18 protein-coding genes are annotated in these 18602 nt (G+C 49.8%); 6 read left to right on the top strand and 12 right to left on the bottom strand.

Annotated elements, in window-relative coordinates; genetic code table 11:
- Positions 1-187 precede the first annotated feature (187 nt).
- Positions 188-619, bottom strand: a complete 432-nt coding sequence (locus OHJ21_RS00560; RefSeq protein WP_326114880.1) for a zinc ribbon domain-containing protein — start codon at positions 617-619, stop codon at positions 188-190.
- Positions 620-670: 51 nt separating this feature from the next.
- Positions 671-1294, bottom strand: coding sequence for a copper amine oxidase N-terminal domain-containing protein (locus tag OHJ21_RS00555; RefSeq protein WP_100535831.1), 624 nt, complete (start codon positions 1292-1294; stop codon positions 671-673).
- 214 nt (positions 1295-1508) lie between these two features.
- On the opposite strand from OHJ21_RS00555, the gene OHJ21_RS00550 reads away from it, so the two are divergent.
- The 5 genes from OHJ21_RS00550 to OHJ21_RS00530 all read left to right on the top strand — a co-directional run bounded on the left by OHJ21_RS00550 (position 1509) and on the right by OHJ21_RS00530 (position 5048).
- Positions 1509-1700 (top strand): hypothetical protein, encoded by a 192-nt coding sequence (locus tag OHJ21_RS00550; protein ID WP_100535830.1) that lies wholly within the window; start codon positions 1509-1511, stop codon positions 1698-1700.
- Positions 1701-1840: 140 nt separating this feature from the next.
- Positions 1841-2185 (top strand): hypothetical protein, encoded by a 345-nt coding sequence (locus tag OHJ21_RS00545; RefSeq protein ID WP_100535829.1) that lies wholly within the window; start codon positions 1841-1843, stop codon positions 2183-2185.
- Between the two features lie 236 nt (positions 2186-2421).
- Positions 2422-2913 carry a cation:proton antiporter regulatory subunit gene (locus OHJ21_RS00540; RefSeq protein WP_100535828.1) on the top strand — a complete coding sequence of 164 codons (492 nt, stop codon included), beginning with the start codon at positions 2422-2424 and terminating at the stop codon, positions 2911-2913.
- Positions 2914-2916: 3 nt separating this feature from the next.
- The gene (locus tag OHJ21_RS00535) at positions 2917-4161 is read left to right on the top strand and encodes a cation:proton antiporter (protein ID WP_326114879.1); all 1245 of its coding nucleotides are present in this window, start codon (positions 2917-2919) and stop codon (positions 4159-4161) included.
- Between the two features lie 17 nt (positions 4162-4178).
- Positions 4179-5048, top strand: a complete 870-nt coding sequence (locus OHJ21_RS00530) for a YitT family protein (protein WP_326117660.1) — start codon at positions 4179-4181, stop codon at positions 5046-5048.
- Positions 5049-5217: 169 nt separating this feature from the next.
- On the opposite strand, the gene OHJ21_RS00525 is transcribed toward OHJ21_RS00530, so the two are convergent.
- The 5 genes from OHJ21_RS00525 to arfA form a co-directional block, all read right to left on the bottom strand.
- Positions 5218-5433: a DUF2905 domain-containing protein gene (locus OHJ21_RS00525; protein WP_071223055.1), complete on the bottom strand. Its 216-nt coding sequence runs from the start codon at positions 5431-5433 to the stop codon at positions 5218-5220.
- Positions 5434-5545: 112 nt separating this feature from the next.
- Complete coding sequence (locus OHJ21_RS00520) at positions 5546-6379, bottom strand: carbohydrate ABC transporter permease (protein ID WP_100535825.1); 834 nt, start codon at positions 6377-6379, stop codon at positions 5546-5548.
- 2 nt (positions 6380-6381) lie between these two features.
- The gene (locus OHJ21_RS00515; RefSeq protein WP_098742633.1) at positions 6382-7275 is read right to left on the bottom strand and encodes a carbohydrate ABC transporter permease; all 894 of its coding nucleotides are present in this window, start codon (positions 7273-7275) and stop codon (positions 6382-6384) included.
- Between the two features lie 77 nt (positions 7276-7352).
- A complete protein-coding gene (locus tag OHJ21_RS00510) occupies positions 7353-8681 on the bottom strand; it encodes an ABC transporter substrate-binding protein (protein ID WP_394057237.1) in 1329 nt (442 codons plus the stop codon).
- A 160-nt stretch (positions 8682-8841) separates the two neighbouring features.
- Positions 8842-10329, bottom strand: coding sequence for an arabinosylfuranosidase ArfA (gene arfA / locus OHJ21_RS00505; protein ID WP_486020986.1), 1488 nt, complete (start codon positions 10327-10329; stop codon positions 8842-8844).
- 422 nt (positions 10330-10751) lie between these two features.
- Here arfA and OHJ21_RS00500 point away from each other — a divergent pair, with 422 nt between their 5' ends.
- Positions 10752-11669 carry an ArsR/SmtB family transcription factor gene (locus tag OHJ21_RS00500; RefSeq protein ID WP_100535822.1) on the top strand — a complete coding sequence of 306 codons (918 nt, stop codon included), beginning with the start codon at positions 10752-10754 and terminating at the stop codon, positions 11667-11669.
- A 277-nt stretch (positions 11670-11946) separates the two neighbouring features.
- On the opposite strand, the gene OHJ21_RS00495 is transcribed toward OHJ21_RS00500, so the two are convergent.
- The 5 genes from OHJ21_RS00495 to araA all read right to left on the bottom strand — a co-directional run bounded on the left by OHJ21_RS00495 (position 11947) and on the right by araA (position 18365).
- Positions 11947-13128: a sn-glycerol-1-phosphate dehydrogenase gene (locus OHJ21_RS00495; protein WP_100535821.1), complete on the bottom strand. Its 1182-nt coding sequence runs from the start codon at positions 13126-13128 to the stop codon at positions 11947-11949.
- Positions 13129-13186: 58 nt separating this feature from the next.
- On the bottom strand, positions 13187-14857 hold the full coding sequence (locus OHJ21_RS00490) for a ribulokinase (protein ID WP_486019155.1): 1671 nt from the start codon (positions 14855-14857) through the stop codon (positions 13187-13189).
- Between the two features lie 45 nt (positions 14858-14902).
- Positions 14903-15592, bottom strand: coding sequence for an L-ribulose-5-phosphate 4-epimerase (gene araD / locus OHJ21_RS00485; protein WP_486019154.1), 690 nt, complete (start codon positions 15590-15592; stop codon positions 14903-14905).
- 95 nt (positions 15593-15687) lie between these two features.
- Positions 15688-16776 carry a GntR family transcriptional regulator gene (locus tag OHJ21_RS00480; RefSeq protein WP_326114874.1) on the bottom strand — a complete coding sequence of 363 codons (1089 nt, stop codon included), beginning with the start codon at positions 16774-16776 and terminating at the stop codon, positions 15688-15690.
- 101 nt (positions 16777-16877) lie between these two features.
- Positions 16878-18365 carry an L-arabinose isomerase gene (gene araA, locus OHJ21_RS00475; protein WP_486019153.1) on the bottom strand — a complete coding sequence of 496 codons (1488 nt, stop codon included), beginning with the start codon at positions 18363-18365 and terminating at the stop codon, positions 16878-16880.
- Between the last annotated feature and the right edge of the window lie 237 nt (positions 18366-18602).

The following is an 18602-nucleotide window of genomic DNA, read 5'->3' as shown; positions in this document are numbered from 1 at the left end:
AAGCTAATATTACTATATAACGATTTATGGCGAGTAAGATCACCTTTATAAATCATTCTGTAATGATTTGCGGCTTCCTTCACCCGGGACAAAAAGAAAAAGAGCCGCCCCCGGTCATTCCCAAACCAGGGGCGGCTCGATCTTTAGCAAAAACATTCATCCTAACATCAGGTCAATTAGAACAACACTACTTCGGTTCCTCTTGGTCGCCACCATCCTTCAGCAGCGGAACCTCTTTGCGCTCCTCTTCCGATTGCACTTGAATCACCTCGAACGTACGGCCACAGTGGGCACAGAACTTAGCGTTCATAGCGGAGCTGTTCCCACAGCCTCTGCATACCTTTTCATCCGTAAGATTGGCGATATGAAGCAGATTTTGTTCGATTTCAAAATTCAATTGATGAATCTTGGCCACGTAGCTCTGAATACTCTCCTGATCAGGCGGCCACTTCCCAGCTTCGGTTGAAGCAAATACAACCTTGCCGATTTCCAGAAGCTGCTCATCGATGTCGCTTTTTTTACCGTTGTTTTGCAGCTTTAACCGATTGATCTCCACCAGTGTTTTGGCTTTGTTTCCGGCGTCGGACACACCTGCCTTAAATTTATCAAAAAAACTCAAGTATGCTCTCCCCTCTCTGTTCACCCGTTTAAAGCTGTATTTATTTTATTCCTATAAGGAGATTCTAAGAATTTTATCATGATCGGTATAGTTCACGCCAGCACCAAGGCCCCTTGCAAACACCTGAATCGGAACATAAGTCACGCCGTCGATCACTTTGGGAGCGACCGTAACGGTTTCCGACTTGCCGTTGTAATAGACGGTTTTGCTGCCCATCGTAAGTGTGATTTTATGATTGCCTCTTTGCACGCCAATGGTGGCAGCTTCGCGATTCCAGGTAACCTCGGCTCCCATTCCTTCAGCGATTTCCCGCAGCGGTACCAAATTGATGTTGTTATACACTAACGGCTCACTCTCAAACTTCACCACGCTGCCGTTAACGTAAACTTTAAGTCCGGACTTGGCATAGGCCGGAGCTGCCGGCTTCGGCACAGTGGATTTTGTTGTACTATTCTTCGATGATTTGGCTTTAGGCGTGGATGAAGATGACTTGCTGCCTGAAGAGCTTCCTCCGCCGTTATGATAATGGTACTCGCCATAGGACAGACCCCAGCGTTCGCAATTGGTACGGCAGGTATGCCCTCCGTTGGCATCTGTTCTTCCCGGATGAGCCGAAACGACCGAGCCTGACACAAGTAATAAAGCGATGGTGCAGCACAGCATTTTTTTCTTCATATCTAACATTACCCCCTGGTATAATATTCCTCCACTACATTCTAGCATATTTCTTATATAGCAGATGGATATATAGGAGTTACCTAATATAGAAGGAAGACGGTTACCATGTTGATGATCGATTGCATTGTTTCATTTTCACCCCCCGCGTTTATTCGTTACATATAACGAAAGCTTTTGTGCCAAAATATTGCCAGAAAGGAATGAGACCCTAATGAGCAAAAAGAAACCTGAATATGACGGACAGTTCCCCGGCGTAGACCCTATTCCCGAGCCCGACCGTCCGAATCAAGCCGCAACCGATAAACTCGACGATTTGGTCCTTGGCATTTTGGAAGATAAAGATGAATCGAAAGTTGATATCAATCCCGATACGGAAAATTACGATAAACTTCGCAAAAAGTAAGACAAGTCTCGCTTCAATATAATGTAAAAAATGAAATTGATCTGTAAAAGTGTTCAAAAATAATTTATCGTTCTCATTTTGAGAACGATTATTTTTATGTTATGATTAACATAGAAGCTTGGGACGAAGGGGGAGTAACCGTGAACCGTTTCTTAAAAACAGCAAGAATTCTTTGGATGCTGGTACTTGTTCTGGTTACGGCATTTGCCCTTTACATTCCCGTCCAGGAGTACTACAGCAGCGAAACCCATGATGAGCGGTATGTATACAAGCACGACCATCATCTGAAAGCGGCTGTTCTGAAACACTCTCAAATTCTCTCCAAACTTAAGGCAGCCGGCAATACCTTGCCGCTGTTCTTATTGATGTCGGCCGTTCTTATGCTGCAGGCTCCCAAAACACGTCTGCCGTATCGGCCGATCATTCCGCTTCGGCTCCGGCTTTTATTACTATTCCCCATTAAATACACATCGAAGTTCGTATAGTGTCCTCCCCTTTTTCGCATTCAAACTGACTGCGGTTTCTTAAATTCGCCAATTTTTCATCTCTCATGCAACCCTACCCTCAACCTGTGATGATTGACGTATGCACATAGGTTTATTAAAAACGGTGCAATTTCATCCTGAATGGATTGTTTTATTTGGCTTCGTATATTTTTGATATCCGTATGATCGGTCTGCAAAAAAAAACTAAAAGTGTATTTTTAGGAGGATTTTAACCTATGCATGTTCGCGAAACAGATTTGCCCGGAATTGGTAAGAAGTTCGTCATCGATACCCGCGGTGGCGATAAACTGGTCATTATCATTCATGACGACGGCCGCCGTGAAATGTACCATTATGAACATGACGATCCGGACGAAAGCATCTCCATGATTTCCCTGGATGATGATGAGGCTCGCCAAATTGCTGCCATTGTTGGCGGTCTCACTTATAAACCTAAGGCGCTGGAAACCATCGACATGGCGCTGGACGAATTGATTATCGAATGGTACCGCATCGAGCCCCACTATTACGGGGCAGGTAAATCGATTGGTGATTTGGGCGTACGCCAAGCCTCAGGCGCAACCATCATTGCGACAGTTGATAAAAACAGTAAACAAATCAATCCCGGACCTGACGTTATCATTACACCGGACTCGACACTCGTCGTTGTCGGTGAGCGTCAACAACAGCGGCTATTTAAACAAATCTTGATGAACGGACGTGGTTGATGAATGGATCATTTGGTTTTGGAAGTTGGACTGGCGATTGCTCTGATCGCCCTGGCGGGGTTGCTATCGGCTAAACTCCGGTTTTCCGTCGTCCCTTTCTATATTCTGATAGGGATGGCGGTAGGGCCTCATGCTTTTCATTTTGGATCATTCGATTTTCGTTTTATAGAAAGTGCTCCGTTCATCGACTTTATGGGTCGAATCGGCGTACTGTTCCTTCTGTTCTATCTTGGCCTCGAATTCTCGGTCGGCCGGTTAATCAAATCAGGGAAGTCCATCGTTGTTGGTGGCAGCATCTATATTGCCATTAACTTTACGCTTGGGCTGATGATCGGGATCTTTTCCGGATTCCCCGTGGCGGAAACACTCATTGTTGCGGGAATAACCACCATCTCCTCAAGCGCTATCGTAGCCAAGGTGCTGGTTGACCTGAAAAGAACGGCGAATCCCGAAACTGAAATGATTCTCGGTATTATCATGTTCGAGGATGTATTCCTGGCTGTATATATCTCTATTCTCTCCGGCCTCGTATTAAGCGGATCATCATCACTGGGCGGAGTACTGATATCTGCGGTGATCGCTCTCGGATTTATGCTGCTTGTCCTCATTATTGGCCGTAAAGCCGTACCGCTTCTGAATAAGGTATTAAATATACGGTCTAACGAATTGTTTGCCTTGGTTGTTTTTGGCGCGTTGTTCCTGCTCGCAGGATTCGCCGAAACGATTCATGTTGCCGAGGCCATCGGCGCTCTGCTCGTCGGGCTCGTCCTGGCTGAGACGGAGCATCGAGAACGCATTGAGCATTTGATTTTACCATTCCGTGATTTCTTTGGAGCCATATTCTTCTTTAGCTTCGGTTTAACGATTGTACCTTCCGAGCTTGGCGGAGCTGTGTGGTTATCGCTGATCGCCGTTGTCATCACGCTCCTTGGTAACTTTATTGCAGGTATGCTTGCAGGACGCAGTGCAGGATTGTCCTCCAAAGCATCCTCCAATATCGGTCTGACCATCGTATCCCGCGGGGAATTCTCCATTATTCTCGCTAATATGGGTAAAGCGGGCGGACTTGCAACCTTCATCCAGCCGTTTGCAGCCTTGTATGTGCTGATACTAGCTATACTCGGACCGCTGCTGACCAAGGAGTCCAAGCACGTATATAACTTCTTAAACAAAATATTTAGATTTAAAGATCATAAGGAGAAGAAACCGGTTAAACCGAAGCTAAAGGATGAAAGTGCCAGCGGATAAAGGAGGGTACATTGCCTATGGTTCAAGCCCCGGTTCGGGTAACGAACGGTCCACAAGAGGCCGTAAGTAAGGCAAGTACACGAAGAAGGATGAGCATGGCTGCCATCGGAGGCCTGATCGCGGCGTTCGGTTTAGATTTATTTCTAGTTCCTAGCGGCATCATCGCGGGCGGCGTAACGGGAATCTCTGCGCTCGCTTCGCATCTGACGGGGCTTCATACGGGCATGTTTCTGTTTGCATTAAACCTGCCTCTGCTCCTGCTGGTCTACCGTAGGTCCAACCGGGAAAAAGCCGTCATTGCCACCGTCGGGCTGCTTACGTTTTCCATATGCTCGATCCTGTTCTTTCCGGTTCCCGCACTCATCGACAGCAACATCGGGAGTGCAGGCATCGGCGGCATTTTCCTTGGGCTGGGCATCGGTATCGGCCTTCGTTACGGCGTTGTCCTGGACACACTGCAAATGCCCAAAATTCCGCAGCAGCTATCGCATCTGCTAACCCGCCTAAAGCTGCCGTACATCCATGTCATGGTCAATACATTCGTACTGACATTGGCAGGGCTGCTTCTCGGGTGGGAACGAGCGATGTACTCTGCGATCGCATGCCTGATGGCGCTGGAGACCGGACGTATTACGACTTCAAGCCTTCCGCTTAAACGAGAGGTCCGGATTCGTAGCGTAAGCGCAGCGGAAATCAGGCAGAGCATGAAAACCATCATGGGGTATGAATCCCAAACTGCTAACGCTAAAGATGACTCTACGCATGACGGTGACACCATCGGTTCGACGCAGCTGGTTTATCGGGTTCACATTCTGGAGATGCCCAGGTTCAAATCCATCGTGAGAAACCTGGATCCGAATGCCGAGATTACCATCATTCAGAAGTAAGCTTCTCTTTCCATGTAAACAGGCCGGCTAAGGGTTCACCCTAGCCGGCCTGTTTTTTTAAGATATCAGAAAGTATAGACTCCGAAGCTTAGGCCTTCCTGATATCGCAAGAAAAACATCCCGTCTTCTGAGAAAGTACGTCGATAGACGTTTTTTTATGAAATTCCTGCTATTTACGAAACTGCTGGATCAGAAACAGAATCAACGAGCCCACCACGCTGATGACGAGGCAGGTTACGATCGGGAAATAAATTTTGACATGGGGTTTATCCACCACGATGTCACCCGGCAGCCGGCCGACAAATCGTCCAATGACAGGCCAGAGCAGCCCAATCACGATCAGAGCGCCGCCAATCCATAATAGAGCCCGAGTTACAGGATGCACGATACGGTCACCTCATTCATCATATCAAACATGAAAACACGCAGGTTTCTTTGTATCATAATGGATTTGAGGTGCCGCCTGCAAGGTCAGGCCCTTCCTATCGACCGAGCGGTCATCCTTTCACCGCCCCCGCTGTCATCCCGTCGATAAAATACTTCTGGAAGGCCATGAACAAAATAAAGATCGGAATGATCGAGAAGAAGGAGCCGACAATCAATAAATCATAGTTGTTCCCGTAAGGGGTCAAGAGCGTCTTTAATCCGATCGGAAGTGTATACTTGCTATCGTCGCTGAGCACCATGAACGGCCACAGAAAATTGTTCCAGCTGTTCATGCCGTTCAGGATCGCCATGGCAGCGAAGGAAGGCTTCATCACAGGCAAGATCAGCCGCACATAAATTCCATATTCCGTCGCGCCGTCCACCCGCCCTGCCGCAATCATTTCTTTTGGAACCCCTCTTAAATACTGCCTGAAGAAAAAGATCGTAGCTGCGCTTGCGATTCCCGGCAGCACAATCGCCGAGTATGAATTCATAAGGCCAAGGTTGTACGTCAGGGAGTATAACGGAAGAAGAAGAATTTCAAAAGGAACCATCATAATCAGAAGCACGCAGATAAACAAGAAATTCTTGCCGATGAAATCATAGGCTGCAAACCCATAGGCAACGGTTGCGCTGACCAGCAGGGTCAATGTAACCTGAACCACCGTGAGGAGCAAAGAGTTAAAAAACCACATAAAGTAAGAATGATCGCCCGTAAACAAGTATGTGAAATTGTCCAGGCTCATCACCGTCAAGTCAAATTTCAAATTCAGCCCATACCGGATCAAATCCTCCCCGGGTTTGAAGGAAGCGATGGTGACGGCATAAAAAGGCACCAGGATCAGAAAGCAAAGTATGGAGAATAAAATGAAGAGGATGATTTTGATCAGCGTTTCTCTTCTCATTCTCAATCCTCCTTCTTGAACATGCCGGAGAGTGTCAGCTGTGTAAGATTAATGATCATGGTAATCGCCAGCAGCACGATCCCTACAGCGGCCGCATAACCCAGATTGTTCTTCTCAATGCCTTGACGGTACAAATAACCGACAATGGTGAGGCCGATATTTTTCGGGGAGTTGTTGCCGTTCCAGAGCATCATGCTCTCAATAAACATGGCAAGCCCCGCATAAATGCTGATCGTTAACACGTAAATCGTGGTTGGCTTCAACAAAGGCATCGTGATTTTGGTGAATTTCTGAAAGGCCGAAGCCCCGTCGATGGATGCCGCCTCATAATATTCGCCCGGGATGTTTTTGAGCCCCGATAAAAAATAGAGCATATTGACTCCCGTCCACCGCCATGTGGCAAGAGCCACCAAAGCAATAAAACCGGTAACCTGTCCCTTCAGAAACTTCACGGGGTCGATCCCGAACCATCCTAGTAGACTGTTGATGAGGGAACCTTCCATCTCGCCGAACATCAGCCGAAATATGGTGCCTGCGACAACAACCGACGTCAGTGCCGGGAAGAAAAAGGACGATTTAAAAAACTCTCTTCCCCACATGAACTTATTGTTAATCAGGACCGCGAACAGCATCGGAAACGGAATCAGGATCAGGAGCGTCAGGATCATGTAAATCGCGCTGTTCGTGACCGCCTTCAGAAAGACGCCGTCTCCCATCAGCTTTCCGTAATTAGCTAAACCGATCCAATCCGCTTCCTGCCCCAGCTGCGTCTTCTGAAAGCTCATGCCAAACGAGCTGCCCAGCGGTAATACCCAGAATATAAGGAACACCAGAATAAACGGCAGAACAAACACGTAAGGAGCAACCTTTTGCGAGTACAGAAATTTTTTAATCATGATTCTACTCCTTTAATGAGAGCCGCTCATTAACGGTCCATGAGCAGCTCTTTGTTTTGGTACCCTATGAGCGAGTGTCATTTTAATTCCTGTTCGATTTGTTTCTGGGCATCGTTCAAAGCTTCGGTAATGTCCTTGCCATCCTCAAAAATCTCGTTGAAGGTCGTAGTGCACAGAACGTTGTTGATGGTAGGTGATGCGGAGGTCGATTTGATTAAGCGGATTTCATCCCGGATCTCATTCAAGACATCAAACGGGTTATTGACAAAATACTTGACGAACTGATTCTCGGCATTGTGCGTAACATCCTTCATATCCCAAACGTCCATATTGACCGGATCGAATCCAAGCGTATTCCAGATCTCTTTATTGGCATCCAGGGACAGCTTGGCGAATGCCAGAAAGTCTTTCGCCAGCTGTACGTCTTTTGCGGTCTTGGTAACGACCGTGCCGGTGCCGCCTCCGCCAACCGATCTCGGCATACCTTCTTCAATGACCGGAATCGGCGCGATGGCTATTTTCCCGGACAAGTCGGACATGTAGTTGGTGTATCTGGACATTTGCCACAGCGGCATAAAGGCCGTAGCGTAATTTCCTGCATTAAACTCTCCATAGGCTTCTTCGGTATCAGGCTGGCCGCCGGCAATGGTTGCTATGACATTGTTATCCTGCAAGTCCTTGAGCAGCGTCATGGCTTTCACCATCGCTTCCGAGTTCACGATCGGATTGCCGGAATCGTCCGTCAGATCCGCGCCTTGCTGCGCCAATAGCATGGAGGCTTGCCAGGCTGCGCTTGTATCGGCTGTTCCCATGTACTTGCCTGTTTTTTCATATACCTGGATACCGGCCTGCTTAAAGTCCTCCCAAGTCACGATATCCTGATAGTTAACGCCGGCCTCCTCCAAAATCTCGGTATTATAAAAGGCAACGGATGCACCCACATGGGTCGGGATGCCGTAATTCACATCTTCCTTGCTGTATAGGTCAATTCGGGATTTAACGATGGTGTCACGGAATGGATCAATGACGTCATTGAGCGGTTCCAGCTGCGGCGTGCCGGACAGGAAATCCGGAAACTTCCCAAGCTCGATATCCGCAATGTCGGGTGCCCCCGTCCCCGATTGAACCGCAATGGATAATTTGTTATGCATGTCGTCATACGGCATGACCGTCACATTCAGCTTAATCTGGCGTTCGGGATTCTCGGCATTCCACTTGCCCAGCATTTTCTCGAAATGCTGTCCATGCAGCTCGACAAACGTCCAATAAGACAGCTCCGTAGCGCTTTCCCCTGCCCCTCCATCCAGAACCGAGGTTTCACCGCCGGCATTGTTCGATTTACCGCACCCCCACAGAAACAACGTCATACATAACACCATGAATACAACCATCCATTTTTTCATCATCCTACTGGACCTCCCCTAATTTTCGTTCATACAAACCTACACTTCAAAAATCGGTACTTCTGCTATCCCTCCAGAAATAAAGCGCTTTCATATTAGGTGTAATTTGATATGAGTTTGGGAGATGGGGCAGTCCATGGTGAGGACTGCCCCCTGTTTTTCCTTAAGCTTTTTTCAAGCGAATAACGTTCCATGATGCCTTGGCCAGCCTTGCGGTAACCATACCGTTATCGAGTTTAGCCCCGCCCTGATGATGAGGTTTCACTCTTTCCTCGGATGCGGTATTCACCGCTTTCAGATCGTCGTGCTCCATCACGATATGCTCCAGCAGCCGGTAGCCTTCAAAGCTGCGCACATCGCATTCCAACTCCAATGCTTCCTCCAGATGACGGTTCACGGCAAAAATCGTAATTTCTTCATCCTCTTCGTTATGAACGACCGCGCTGTCCAGATACGGAACATCGGTAAAATCCTTGGAATCATACTTCGGTGACTCGACAATCGGCAGCAGCGATACGCCACGGCCATATTTCGAAGCGTGAAGATACGGATAAAAGATGGTCTGCTTCCATGAACGACCGCCGCTCTCGGTCATAATCGGCGCAATGACGTTTACGAGCTGTGCCAGGCAAGCCATCTTCACCCGGTCTGCGTGGCGCAGGAAGGTAATCAGCATGCTGCCGACAAGAATCGCATCCTCGAAATTATACACATCCTCCAGCTGAGGCGGAGCGATGCTCCATGGATCAATCTGTCTGTCGGCGTCATTGGAATGATACCAGACATTCCACTCGTCGAAGCTGAGATACATTGTCTTTTTGCTGCGTTTCTTGGCCTTGATGTAATCACAAGTGGATTTGACCGTATGAATAAAGTGATCCATATCCAGAGAAAGGGCCAGATAGTTGGCGGTATCGTTATCACGGTTACCGTAATATTGATGCAGCGATATGTAATCAACCGCCTCGTACGTATGATCCAGCGTCACGGCTTCCCATTCAGGGAATGTCGGCATCCCCGTGCTCGAGCTTCCGCATGAAACCAGCTCGATGGTCGGGTCGACAAGCCGCATGGCTTTTGCCGTCTCCAGCGCAAGCCGGCCGTATTCAGTCGAGGTCTTGTGTCCGATCTGCCAAGGTCCGTCCATCTCGTTACCAAGACACCAGGTCTTGATCTTGTGCGGCTGTTCATAGCCATGACTGCGTCTTAGATCGCTCCAGTAAGTACCTCCGGGATGATTCGTGTATTCCAGCAGATTTCTGGCAGCGTCGATCCCACGAGTACCGAGGTTTACGGCCATCATAACGTCAGAGCCCACTTCCTTAGCCCAGGAAATAAACTCATTTGTGCCAACATCGTTCGGCTCCAGCGTCCTCCAGGCCAGTTCCAGCCGTTTCGGCCGTTCGGCTACAGGACCTACGCCATCTTCCCAGTTATAGCCTGATACAAAATTCCCGCCGGGATATCTTATAATCGGGACATCCAGTTCCTTGATCAATTCCTTCACGTCGTTACGAAAACCACCTGCATCCGCAGATTCATGGCCGGGCTCGTAAATCCCGCCATATACAGCGCGGCCTAGATGTTCAATGAACGAGCCATAAATACGGTTATCAACTTGCGCGATCCGAAACGACTTATCCACGATCATTCGTGCTTTCAATTTCTCAGCTGCCAAGTCCTTCACCTTCCGTTGATATAATTATGAAACAATTCAAATAACATTGAATGAATTCGTTTTCAAATATAAAATATCATATGAAGCACACTCTGTAAATATACAAATATAAAATGATTTATATAAATTAGAAATGAATTCATTTTTCAACTGAAAAGGCACTTAATTCTGGTCAAAAAAACAATTTTCTTCTGTTTCCTGAGTTATTCCTTTCATAATAATTTCAAATAAAATGATTTTTAGTATTCAAATTCTTATTTTATCTGTGAATTTTTCGAAGAATTAGATGACATCTTTATTTAGCGCACAGATTGATTTATAATTATTTGAAATAAACCTCTTTACCTATACCATCGTTATATAAATCCTTTAATCGGAAGAAGGTTCGAGATAAGATGATCTACATTAAAGATTTAATGAGCGGGCTTGATATCTTTAAAGCGCTCAGCTCGGAAATTCGCATTCAAATTCTGGAGCTGCTGGCCAAGAATCAAAGTCTGAACCTCAACGACCTCGCCAACAGGCTGAACCTCAGCAATGGCGCTATCACTATGCATATCAAGAAACTGGAAGATAGCGGCCTGATCGAAATCAATACCACGGGCGGGAAGCATGGCATTCAGAAGATCTGCTACCTGAACAAAGATACCTTGATGGTTGATCTTCGCAGCAAGGATATTGATAACTTGTACGAGGTGGAAATTCAGGTTGGCCATTACAGCGATTACCAAGCGATCCCGACCTGCGGGCTTGCGACCAAGGACAGTATCATCGGAGATTTTGACGATCCGCGCTATTTCGCCGATCCGGAACGGATCAACTCGGAGATCATCTGGCTTACCGAAGGATTCCTGGAATACCGGATTCCGAATTATTTGAAGTCCAACCAATCGTTCCGCGAGATTCAATTCTCCTTAGAGCTTGGCTCTGAAGCGCCGGGACATTGCGACAATTACCCATCGGACATTTTCTTTTACGTAAACGGGATCGAGATTGGCAGCTGGACAAGTCCGGGGGATTTCGGGGACAAACGCGGTACCTTCAACCCCGAATGGTGGCCGCCCCACTTGAACCAATACGGCATGCTGAAGCTTATTCGAATTAATAAGGAAGGCAGCTTTATCGATGGATGCCGCATCTCGGATGTCGGTCTGGACCAGATTCAGCTTGATTACAAGAGCGAGCTCACCTTCAGGATCGCCGTTAACGAGCGATCTGTTAATAAACGGGGCTTAACCATTTACGGCAAACATTTCGGCAACTACAGCCAGGACCTGTTAGCTCGCGTGCTGTATGATGTGAAGGAAGGATAAGAGGAAATGTCTTGATATGGCGGGTATCGCTGGATTACAAGCCTCACGCCAACAAGAATCGATTTATTTTGATTCGTCTGTTTGAGTACTTTGAGACACACGGGACACATAGGAATTCAACAAAAAGGGGCTCTCCATGATCATTCGATCATAAAGAGTCCCTTTTGCTTGGATGCAACGATATTTCTTATTAAAAAAACAAAAATGACAATTCCACTGTTTTCTTGGACGATTTCAGTTTATGATGTATCCACTTCCATGCACCGTTCCGTCTTTTCTACCCAACATTACCCTCGTTCAGAGCCCTCAAGATGGTATGGCGATCGCGCAGCGTGTGCGCCTCCCGCAGGCTCTCCCGGAACAGCACGTCATCAATGCCAAGCTCCTGCAGGGTGGACGGACCTCCGGCTTGTCGCAGCAGCTCGGCAATCTTCTCCTTCGAAGGGACCTTGCGCAGCCATTCTCGAACCTGCTCTCTATATGTCTCCCAATGTATAGGCTCGGCATTAGGATACACTCCCTTATCAGCCGCATCGTGATAAAGACTCGATATTTCGCTGCAGGCTACCCCCACTTTGGCACCATGCAGCAGCGCCCGGTTGCCGCGGCGCAAGTACTCCATCTCCCAGTAATGCGACAGATGATGTTCCGCCCCGGAGGCAGGGTGGGACTGTCCGAACAGCAGCATCGCGATACCCGATTCGATCAAAGCCGTCATCAGAATGCGAATCCCTTCCTCCGTGCGCTGGCCGATCGCCTCTACATGCTCAATGCAAGCTTGGAGCGCCTTCTCCGTAATGGCCGCCACTTGATCATCATAAGGCTCGCCGGCCGTGGTCGAAGAGAATTTCCAATCCAGCAGGGAGGTATATTTGCCGAGCATATCGCCAAAGCCTGCCGCTACCAGCGGCTGCGGTGCCTTCACAAGAATGTCCGGATCCGCGAATATCGCGATCGGGGCCGTAGCCGCAAAGGTTTGCTTGACTCCCCGGACCACGATCGGCGCGCCCGCCGAAGTAAAGCCGTCGACCGAAGGTGCCGTAGGGACCGAGATGAACGGTTTGCCGCTCCGGTGACTCACAAAGCGGGTAATGTCATGAATGGTCCCGGAACCCACAGCGATTAAGCATCCTGTCCCTTCAGGCTCCACTTCGATAAACAGCTGCATCAATGAGCGTTCATCCGCCACAACATCGCCTTGCTCATCAGGCTGAATCAGGCACAGCTGGGGCTTCTGACCATCGGTTTCCAGGATCTCCACCAGCTTTTGACCCGCTGCTTCATACGTATTCGCATCCGCAACAACGATTGGTGAACCAAGGCCCTGCCGTTTAAGATACGGAGGCACGTCAAGCATAGCGCCAGGCTGAAGCACCATGGTTTCAAGTCCGCGGAACCCGGGCTGGACTACCCTTATCCGGCTCATTAAACCTTTTGCATCGTTCAAGTAATCCGTCATGCTGTTCCTCCCCTTCATCCCATCCTGCTGTGTTTATTCAAGCTTCTAGTGCCAGGGGCTATTCTGCCGTTTGTTTAATCCGCTTTAGCCGCTTCATCACGTCGTTTTCGCCCCGGCCAAAATAGTCATGCAGCTTGCTGTACTCCTGATACAGCTGCTCATATACTTCTACATGCTCCGGAATTGGCTTGAAGGTCTCTTCCTTCACCCGCGCCATCTTCTCGGCAGCATCGATAATCGAATCATACCCGCCTTGCGCCTGACCCGCTGCAACTGCGGCGAACATCGCGGCTCCAAGCGCCGGCGTCTGTTTGGAATCAGCCACCACAATTTCACGATTGGTAACATCCGCATAAATCTGCATCAAGAGACGGTTCTTCTGCGGTAGTCCGCCGCATGCATACAAGACATCCACAGCCACGCCGTTCTCGTGAAAGGCGTCCACGATTTTGCGCGTGCCGAATGCGGTCGCCTCAAGCAAGGTGCGGTAAATTTCCTGCGGCTTTGTCAACAGGGTCATCCCTAACATCAGCCCGGTCAGATCCGTATCCACCAACACGGAACGGTTGCCGTTCCACCAATCCAGCGCAAGCAGACCGGTTTGACCCGGCTTGTACGCAGCCGCTTCCCGCTCAAGCCATTGGTGTACCCCGATTCCTTCCTCGGACGCAGCTTCTTTTACATACGCGGGAAGCGCTTCCTCAACGTACCATTCAAAAATATCGCCTACTGCCGATTGCCCTGCTTCATAACCGTATAATCCGGGAATGATCCCGTCCTCGACGACACCGCACATCCCTTCAACCTGCTTCTCTTCCGTACCGAGCAGCATATGGCAGATCGATGTGCCCATCGCCATAACCAGCTTGCCCGGTGTGACGACACCAACCGCAGGCACCGCAGCATGAGCGTCAACGTTGCCGACGGCCACGGCAATCCCTGGCGTTAAGCCCATCATCTCCGCCATCTTTTCCGTCAGATCGCCTGCGCTGCTCCCGAGGGGACGGACCTCTCCGCGCAGCTTCGTATCGGCCAGATCCTCCAACCGGGGATCCAGCGCTTTAAAATATTCCCTGCTTGGATATCCGTCTTGTTTATGCCATATCGCCTTGTAACCAGCCGTACAGCTGTTACGGACAATCTGCCCGGTCATTTGGGAAATGACCCAATCGGTAGCTTCCAGGAACCTGTCCGCACGTTCATAGATCGCCGGTGCCTCGTCAAGAATCTGCCAGACCTTTGCGATCATCCATTCCGATGAAATCTTTCCGCCATAACGGGGCAAAAAGGCTTCTCCGCGCTCGGCGGCAATCGCGTTGATCTTGTCTGCTTCCGGCTGGGCGGCATGATGCTTCCACAGCTTCACCCAGCTGTGCGGCTGGTCGGCCAGCTCCGGATGGAAGCAGAGCGGCTCCCCAAGCTCGTCAACGGGCAGCATGGTGCAGGCCGTAAAATCAATGCCGATGCCAATCACGTCCGCCGGGTCAATCCCGGATTGTTGGATGACAGCAGGTACAGATGCCTTCAGAACCTCCAGATAATCTCCCGGATGCTGAAGCGCCCAGTCGTGCTCCAGCTTCTTCCCGGTACCCGGCAAAAACTCATCGATGACATGATGCCGGTAAGGCGTAACATGATCCGCTACTTCCTGCCCGTCAGCCAGATTAACCAACACCGCACGCCCGGACTGTGTTCCGTAATCGACACCAATGGTGTATTTATTCCCCATCTCATTTCCTCCTACAGATGAAATCATGAATGATGAATACAAGTGTTACTTTTGACCGTAATAGGCATTAACGCCATGCTTCCGCAAAAAATGACGATCCAGCAGCGTCTGATCCATCGGTTCGGTTTCCGGATTAATCTGCTGCATCCGGGCTGCAATCTTGGCGCACTCCTCCAACACGACCGCATTATGAACCGCGTTATGCGCATCCTTGCCCCACACGAACGGCGCATGCGAATGGACAAGCACCCCGGGCACCATGTTCGGATCCAGGTCAACAAATCGCTCGACAATGACGTTGCCCGTCTCCAGCTCGTAGGCTCCCTCGATTTCATCGCGAGTCATGGGCCGCGTAACCGGAATCTCTCCGTAAAAATAATCGGCATGCGTCGTTCCGTAGGCAGGAAGCGCACGTCCGGCTTGAGCCCAGCTCGTTCCCCATGGAGAGTGGGTATGCACAATCCCGCCGATCTCTTTAAAGTTCTGATACAGCACCAGATGAGTCGGAGTATCGGAGGAAGGTCGCAAATTCCCTTCAACGACATTTCCCTTCAAATCCAGCACGACCATGTCGTCCGCTTTTAAATCCTCGTAAGGCACGCCGCTTGGCTTAATGACAAACAGTCCCCGTTCACGGTCGATGCCGCTTACATTTCCCCATGTAAAGGTAACGAGTCCGTGCTTCGGAAGGTCCAAATTCGCCTCCAGCACCTGCTGCTTTAAATCCTCCAACATGAACAACCGCTCCTCTCTATATTTGAAAAATATAGTTGTACGTACAAGTTGGTAAGCAAGGGTCCGATATTTCGGACCTTCAGCTCCCTTATTCTCTACCGTTTCTTCACCGATTCTCTCTCCACCAGCTCCGGTTGAAACACCGTATCCTCTATAACGGTATGATGTTCAATCATGCTGATCAATTGTCTGGCCGCCATGATTCCCATCTCTGTCTTCGGGTGGGTCATCGTTGTCAGCTTCACACCTGAAGCAACGGCTAGCGTCGAATCATCAAAGCCGACCATGGACACATCCTGCGGAATTTGCAGCCCGCATTGCCCGGCAGCCTCCGCCAAAAACACAGCCAGCTCGTCGTTATAGCATACAAACCCCGTCGGTCGCTGCTCATCCGGCTGCTTCAGCAATTGGACGGCCTGATCATACGGAAAACTTCCCTTCTGTTCCGTGGTATACGTAACCACCCGCTCCGGCGAAACGGGAATTCCCGCCTCGCGATGCGCACGCAGGAAGCCTTTCAGCCGGTTCACGCCCTGAAGATCGTCCCGTTTGAAAAATCCGGCTATCGCCAGGTGCCCGTTCTCGATCAAATGACGTGTGGCCTTGTAGCCGCCAAGCTCATCGTCAAGCTTCAGACAAGGACATTCCAGCTCCCGATACTTCTCATTAATCATCAAAAACGGAATTCCCTTCTCCTGCAGGGACAGGAAATACGTCAGATTCGGGTTGCCCTCCGCACTCTTGGTCGGCTCGATAATCAGCCCGCTGAGCGGCTGGCTGGTCATGAGCTGAAGACTCTCCATCTCCTTTTCCTTGTTGTTATCGGTACTGGAGAGCAGCAGGCGGTATCCCTTGCTGCGCAGCTCCGCCTCCGCTCCCCGAACGATATGCGGGAAGATATAATCCGAGATGTACGTAGTCATGATGCCGATCGTCTTAACCTGCTCGCTCTCCCGCCGCTCGGGATTTCTAGCGAACGTCCCTTTGCCCTGAATCCGTTCCAGCCAGCCTTCCTTCTCCAGCTCGCCGAAGGTTTGGCGGACCGTCTGGCGGCTTACGCCGAACTGGTCGGCGATTTCATGCTCCGAAGGAACCTGTTTGCCCGCTTGTAGCCGGCCGGATTCAAACCAGGAGAGCAGTTCGTTTTTTAATACAATATATTTGGGTATCCGTCTATTATTCATCATTCACCTCTAGCCTCACGCACTCATTATGTTAGGATCCCTTGCAATCCTAAGTTATCTCGCTATTGTAACACAGGCCAGGGGAATGCCGACAGAACCAGTTACCGCAGACGATACGCGGCTTCGCTCCAGCGGAGCTCGTTCTTGAAGCGCGGTATCGTTGTATCCTTATCGATAACGACCGCTTCAATGCCAACCATCTCCGCCCAATCGCTCAAATGCTCAGCCGTCATGGCATAAGAGAGAACGGTGTGGTGCGCTCCGCCGGCCAAAATCCACGCTTCCGCAGATTCGCGAAGCGATGGCTGCGGTTTCCACAGCACGCGGGCTACCGGCAGCTTCGGCATCGGCTGCTCGACCTTGACGCCATCCACCACATTCACCAGCAGTCTGAAGCGGTGGCCCAGATCAACCAGGGAAGCATTGACGGCCGGGCCGTCCTGGCCGTTAAACACGAGTCGTGCCGGATCTCCCTTGCCTCCAATGCCGAGCGGGTGTACCTCCAGCGTCGGTTTATCCAGTGCGATGGTCGGACATACCTCCAGCATGTGCGATCCAAGAATCATATGATTCCCCGGCTCGAAATGATAGGTGTAGTCCTCCATGAAAGAAGTACTTTTATTCCCCGCAAGCACCTTCAATACGCGTGTCAGGGCAGCGGTTTTCCAGTCCCCTTCCCCGCCGAAACCGTAGCCGGACTCCATCAGACGCTGTACGGCGAGTCCCGGAAGCTGCTTCATTCCATGCAGATCCTCGAACGTCGTCGTGAATGCGCCGAAGCCGCCTTCCTCCAGAAAACGACGCAGCGCAATCTCGATCCGGGCTTGATACGCAATCGAATCGCGCACAGGACCGTCGCTAAGCCCTTCCTTGGTTATCGAATATAACTCGGCATATTCGTTCAGGAGCGCTTTTACCTCCTCATCGCCGACTTCATTCATGGACTGCACAAGATCGCCAATGCCATAACCGTTGACGGACCAGCCAAGCTTGATTTGCGCCTCCACTTTATCCCCTTCGGTTACCGCCACCTGGCGCATATTATCACCGAAGCGAGCCACCTTCAGCCTGCGGCTTTCGGCATAGGCCGCGGAAGTCCGCATCCAGCCTGCTATGCTGTCGCGAACCTCCCCGTCTTCCCAATGGCCCACGACGACCTTGCGGGCAATACCGAGACGGGCGCCGATATGACCATACTCGCGGTCACCGTGCGCGGACTGGTTCAAATTCATAAAGTCCATATCAATCGTTTCCCAAGGGATATCCCGGTTGAATTGGGTATGGAAATGAAGAAGCGGCTTCTGCAATTGGGATAGGCCCGCGATCCACATTTTGGCTGGGGAGAAGGTGTGCATCCAGGTCATAATGCCTGCGCAGGACTCATCGTTGTTGGCCTCAAGAATCAGGTTGTATATTTCATCGGGTGTGGTTACGATTGGCTTGAACACAATGGGATACGAAAATACAGGATCTTTGTCAAACTCCGTTGCCACGATGCGGGAATGCTCAGCGACCTGCTCCAGCGTTTCGGGGCCATACAAGTGCTGGCTTCCGGTGACGAACCAAAAAGAATGCGGTTTCAAATTCATAATCATAACGCCTCCTGTATGAATGCTTGCTCACTAACTTGTACATACCTATATAATAAAACAAGCGATCTATAATTACATGTACGTACAAGTTGAATCACTCACATTCTAACCCCACGCCTCCAAAATAGCAAGATCAAAATAAAAAAAGAGCTGTCTCCGCAGGTGAAAAAACGAACCCATTCAGAGACAACCCTCTATCATCAGCGTTTCATATGTTGCTTCGTTCTCTAATAC

Origin of the sequence: Virgibacillus sp. LDC1 (genome assembly GCF_025792345.1) — a bacterium.
In the GTDB taxonomy this organism is placed as follows: domain Bacteria; phylum Bacillota; class Bacilli; order Paenibacillales; family Paenibacillaceae; genus Paenibacillus_AQ; species Paenibacillus_AQ lautus.
Note: the sequence above shows the minus strand (reverse complement) of the source record. Positions and strands in the feature narration are given on the sequence as shown.